2 protein-coding genes are annotated in these 1,892 nt (G+C 46.8%); both read right to left on the bottom strand.

What is annotated here, in order from left to right; genetic code table 11:
* The coding region (locus WCO51_13205; GenBank protein ID MEI6514211.1) for a hypothetical protein at positions 1-1,077 on the bottom strand (1,077 nt) is incomplete at its 3' end.
* 7 nt (positions 1,078-1,084) lie between these two features.
* The coding region (locus WCO51_13210; protein ID MEI6514212.1) for a baseplate J/gp47 family protein at positions 1,085-1,892 on the bottom strand (808 nt) is incomplete at its 5' end.

Here is a 1,892-nt window from a genome sequence, read left to right on the forward strand (position 1 = left end):
CCCTATATCCGCACTAAAACCATAATAATATGATACTTTCACGCCTTGCTTAGGAAGCTGTCGGGGCGGGAATAAAATACGGCCAAGCACCGGGTCAACAGCAACTGTATCTCTAACTGGGCGATAGCGTTCCCAATCGCTCAAATCGGTAGGGACGATATTTTCAATAGGAATGGGTTGCTTTGCATCTTTAGTAGGCCAGCCCGGAGCCCAAATAACCAAACTCCTCCCCTCACCATAATACACAGGCGAAGCAATCGGCTTTTTTACATGATCATCGGCAAATTCTGTGAAAGCACGGCGACGGATGGGTACCGGAAGGTTGAGTTCTTCAGCTATCTGGGTCGGCTCAAGCTCACGTTCCCAATTTGTATAAAGCGGTGCATCGTTACCCAATACACTGAAGGTATAACAGTTCCGTTGCTCCAAACTAGTCACCGGTGTTTGGGTGACTGAATACGTTTTCAATCGCCAGACAAACAATCCGACACTGGGAATGTTATAACGGCCTTGCGTTAGATGTGAATTGATGCGGCGTACATCTACCGTGTGGGCCAATTCGTCAAAGGGACTATTAAGCTTATCCAATGCGTCACCCCTACGTAAATCAACTGTTCTACCCTGCAATGGTCTTAGGTGATTAACATGTTGTGTCCAACCCAGCAATTTGAAAAATTCCACTGCTCGCGCAGGCCAACCCGCAACATCGTTTGCCAATTGCTCCAGCAAGGCTAATGAGCCTTTACGTCGGCGGTAGCGAATCGTGTTGGCGATTTCACGGCGCGGAATTAATATTTTATTTCTCAACTTCCCTTGCGGTGTAGTGATCTCCCCTGGCTCACCGGCTTCATGAACTGGAGTATATCCGATTAAATCGCCAATGTACGGCACTACCCAGTCTTCGCAGGTCTCAATAAAACAGTTTTCATAGAGCTGAGTGATATCTTCTTCAACAATCTCTACTTGCTCGGCGATAACTTGCAGTAACGCGCGTAACGGTTCACCTTGTTCATAATCGCGCAACTGGTAGATATAGGGTAGTAGCTTGTAGAGGCGATCTTTATCAATAGTATTCATGACGACCTCAGATGATCTGATTTAGAATCAAGGTTGCTGGAACTTCGGGCGTGAGAAAAGCAAGCTGGGCTGGCCGTAAAACTTTTTCTTCAAAGTCTGCTAAATTAACTTGGATGCGCGTTTCAGGGCGTTGTGTTTTTATACTTTTCACAACCAATTTATTAGTTTCTTCAGCAATTTCTTGGGGAGTAAGAAGTAAGCGTTTCCTAACCTTAACTTTCTGTCCTCCTATCGTTTCTTCAACTTCTTTAACAGCTTTCTCTGGAATACCACCAAAGGCATCAACATCCACATAAGCCACCCCACGCACACCTTGCATGACGCTCAGCATTTCACTGAGCAATACGTCTTGCCCTAATTCACGCCGTTCGAAGCTAAAGAAATCGAGCAATGCTGTGCGAACTTGCGTCACCACAGGTTCCCACTGGTAATCCGGCAGAATACGTAGTCGGGCTTCGATGATTATCAGCATCAATTCACGTATTTCTAATTGTAAGGTTTGATAAGGATCTCCGAAGTCGAGTAATGTTTGACGCAGGTTTCGATATAAATCCGAGTTCTTGTCAATAGGGATATCGTCCGCACCGGCAATGGTGACATGCACAAGCTGACGGCGGCCATCGGAGATTTCCACGGCACGGGCTTTGCCAACACCCGCATAAGTGCGGGCAAAATCTTCATAATCTTGCACGGATACCAACCGATCCAAGGCCTTTATGGCCAACCGCGCATTTTTGCGGACCTGGTCACGGCTTTCTTTGTCTGCACCGCCAGATGCCCGCAAGGGATTGATGACCTCTTTAACGCCTAAAGGA

It is taken from the genome of bacterium, assembly GCA_037131655.1.
Lineage (GTDB): Bacteria > Armatimonadota > Fimbriimonadia > Fimbriimonadales > JBAXQP01 > JBAXQP01.